This is a genomic window from Candidatus Cardinium sp. cByotN1, from assembly GCF_022810525.1.
Lineage (GTDB): Bacteria > Bacteroidota > Bacteroidia > Cytophagales > Amoebophilaceae > Cardinium.
Genome location: NZ_JAACGG010000134.1, coordinates 1 through 3,697, shown reverse-complemented (window position 1 = coordinate 3,697; position 3,697 = coordinate 1). Strand labels below are relative to the sequence as shown.

General features: G+C 36.9%; 2 protein-coding genes and 1 pseudogene. All 3 read left to right on the top strand.

What is annotated here, in order from left to right:
* The first annotated feature begins 311 nt into the window (after window positions 1–311).
* Window positions 312–1,838: an ankyrin repeat domain-containing protein gene (locus MUW73_RS03905; RefSeq protein ID WP_243018748.1), complete on the top strand. Its 1,527-nt coding sequence runs from the start codon at window positions 312–314 to the stop codon at window positions 1,836–1,838.
* A gap of 9 nt (window positions 1,839–1,847) precedes the next feature.
* Window positions 1,848–2,012, top strand: a pseudogene (locus tag MUW73_RS04685) (hypothetical protein); the annotation flags it as partial.
* A gap of 88 nt (window positions 2,013–2,100) precedes the next feature.
* A complete protein-coding gene (locus MUW73_RS03900; RefSeq protein WP_243018747.1) occupies window positions 2,101–3,612 on the top strand; it encodes a sodium:solute symporter family protein in 1,512 nt (503 codons plus the stop codon).
* Window positions 3,613–3,697: the final 85 nt, after the last annotated feature.

Here is a 3,697-nt window from a genome sequence, read left to right as displayed (position 1 = left end):
AAGTAAGATAAAAAAGCCTTGTAATCAAATAAAAATAATTAAAAATCCCTTAAGTTGACGCCATTGAGTGAACCGAAACATATTTTATTGATGTTCAAATATAATAGTCTTTATTCAGCCCAATGGTATACAGTAATTTTTATATCACTCTTTACAAGAATCGTTTGCCTATTTTGCTACATTGGTCAATGGGTACTATATGACTTTTATATTGGAATTATATTTCTTTTTTTGTATTGTGCTCTAAGCAGTTTATTATGCAAATACTTCATAAGCTGTTCTCTTGTATTATATAATTTATATTAAACATTATGAAAAAGTATCTAAATTATACCCTAACGCTATTTACCGCGCTATTCAGCCTACATATTTTTTTTTCTTGCATAAGGGGAACACGCCTAAGGCGCCAACCAATGGATGCCGGAAAAACCGCTTTAGATTCTACTTTACATCAAAAAGCAGGGCTAAACGCTGGCTTAGATAAAACACCTAACCAACGGACTGGGCTAACACCACTGGGTCTACATATAAATAAAGGTCATAAGGCATTGGTTGTTGCTTTAATTAATTTAAAAAGCACCAATATTAACCATACAGGGGACAAGCCACCTGCACTTTTCTATACGTTGCAGTGTCAACAACCAGATATAGCGCTGGATTTATTAAAGCACCCTAGACATAACGAGCTAGATGTTACATATACCTTTCCAGATACAGGAGATACTGCTTTGCATCTGGCCGCTTTGAATGGCCATACAGAGGTAGTCAAAGAAATCTTAACCAATCCGGGGGTTAATGTAAATGCGAAAAATAACGATGGATGGACTGCCTTACATATAGCAGCTTGGCGTGGCTATACAAAGGTGGTTAAAGCACTCTTAACCCAGGAGAAGATTAACATAAATGCAAAAGATAAATACGATTTTACTGCCTTGCATCTGGCAGTTGAAGGGGGCTATACAGAGGTGGTTAAAGCACTCTTAGCCAATGAGAAGATTGATATAAATACGAAAGATAAATACGGTGATACTGCTTTGTATCTGGCAACTCTCTGGAGATATACAGGGTTAGTTGTAGCACTCTTAAAGCATGATAAGATTGATATAAATGCGAAAAATAATGACGGATGGACTGCCTTGCATGTGGCAGTATGGCATGGCTATACAGCGATAATGAAAGCACTCTTAAAGCATGATAGGATTGATGTAAATGTTAAAAATAAAGATGGATGGACTGCCTTGCATTTGACCGCTTTGAAAGGCCATACAGAGGTAGTCAAAGTACTCTTAACCAAGGAGCATATTGATATAAATGCGAAAAATAACAAGAACGAAACGCCTCTCTTTTTAGCATCAAAAGCCGGTCACAAACCAGTAGCTCATCTCTTGCTTCAATTACCAGATATTGATTTAAGTGTCCCAGGTTATACTAATCTTCTCCACTGGGCAGTTGATAAGGGTTATGAAGGCATAACACGATTGATTTTACAAGTTAAACCTGATTTTAATATTGAAAATCATCACGATTTACTACACTTAGCGGCATCGAAAAGCTATCTAGATACAGTTAAGGCTTTTTTAGAAATACCACAAGGTATTAATGTAAATAGCCAAAATAAAAATGGATATACTGCTTTGCATATGGCAGCTATCAACGGACGTATAAATGTAGTGGAAGAACTGATAAACAATGATAAAATTAATGTAGATGCGCAAAATCAATATGAAGAGACTCCCCTGCATCTGGCAATTAGAGAAGGCTATACAGGTGTTGTAGAAGCGCTTATACAAGCTAAGGCAAATCTAAATAGCCAAAACAACAGCAAAGATGCCCCTTGACATCTAGCACTATATAAAGGTCATGTAGATATAGTAAAGTTTTTAATAGCATTACAAGGCATTAACTTAACTATGAAAGGTAATAATCAGAAAACTCCTCTAGACTTGGCAAGGAAAGAGGAGATGAAAGATCTAATTAAAAGCAAGTTAGCTGGTCCAAGCATTGGTAAGTAAAAGAGGATCCTTACTGTAATAGCTCCCTGGTAACTGTTTTTCTTTTTAAAACCCAATAAAATAGCTTTTATCAAATAACGATTTATCTATGATCTACTATTCCACTACACTTTTAATGGTACTGGCCTTTTTGATATTCACCCTTCTGGTAGGCCTTTACGCTACTAAAAAGGCAATTACATTTCGGGAATATGCTGTAGGCAATAAATCCTTTCATACTAGTAAACTGGTGGTTACAACGTTGGCTACAATTTTTGGAGGAGCATCTATGATGGTGTGGACAACCTGCTTCTATGATTGGGGTATATATTCCATGACTTTTTCCATTATCCTTATGTTCCGTTATTCGATGTGCAGTCTGCTGGGGCTGCGTATGGGACCATTTATGCAACATCTCTCTATTGCAGAGACTATAGGTAGCATATATGGTAAGTATCCAAGGCTTATTGTCGCTTGTATCAGTATCTGCTTTATGATTAGTATGGTTTCTCTTGAAATCAATGTAATGTCCTCTATTATCGCCATGTGTATAGATTCGATTGATCCTCGTATCTTTACCATGTTGGCTACTTTAATCCTTATTATTTATGCTACTTTTGGGGGTATTCGTGCCGTTACTGTTACGGATGTATGGCAGTTTGTGACTTTTACTATCATGATTCCTCTGCTTATGAAGTTTGTATTTATAAAAACAGATAAGTCCTTGTTAGAGGCTTTTTTATTTTTAAAAAAGCACCACGAATTTAGCTTAAGCAATTTCTTCAAAGTTGATAGCAACACACAAAAATCGGGTCTGCTTTTAGAGTTTTTAAGTACTGTACCTTTTATATCTCCCACAGTTATACACAGAGCCTATATGAGTGCTGGTCCTATGCAAATCAGAAAAGTGTTTTTGTGTGTGAGCTTGATAATACCTGTTATAATCATTTTTCTGTTGATTATTAGCCTATTTGTTTTTGTAGGAGCTCCTAATCTCCCCGTACAAGCAGTTTGGCCATATATACTGGCTGATATGCCACCTGTTTATAAAGGATGTTTCATGATTAGTGTATTAGGCATGGCCATGTCCACGGCTGATTCTAATTTACACACTGCTTCGATTATGTTTAGCCATGATGTGGTGCAAAGTATTCGAGGTATAAAACGAGACCCCTACATAGACCAGCTTCGAATTGCCAAATTAGCTGGATTATTTACAGGCCTACTGTCTATGATTGTAACCCTTTACTATCTTGACCCATTGGACCTAGCTGAGTATGTGATAGAACCTATTACATTCGCTATGCCGATTATAGTGCTCCCCCCTTTTATTTTAGCTCTTTTTGGTTTTCGGGGTACTACTTGCACGGCTTTGGTCGGCATGGCTACAGCTATAGTAATGGCTACAGGTATAGTAGTCACTTATGGTTGGTACGACTGGGTTAAAGATATTATGGTTTTGTCGGGTATTCTAGCCAATGGCCTGGCTATGATGGCCGCCCATTATTGTCTAAAACAACCAAAAGGTCAAGGCTGGGTTGCGCTAGATCCGCAACAAAAAAGAATACAACAGCTTATACGAGCATTTAAAAGATATAAAAAGCGCCTAGACTTAAAGTAAATAAGGAATTTTGTTTTAGCCTTTGCTTGTATCTGTTCCTGACGCTGGTAGAAAATGAATTGTTTAAAGCTACTTTTTGCTTGAT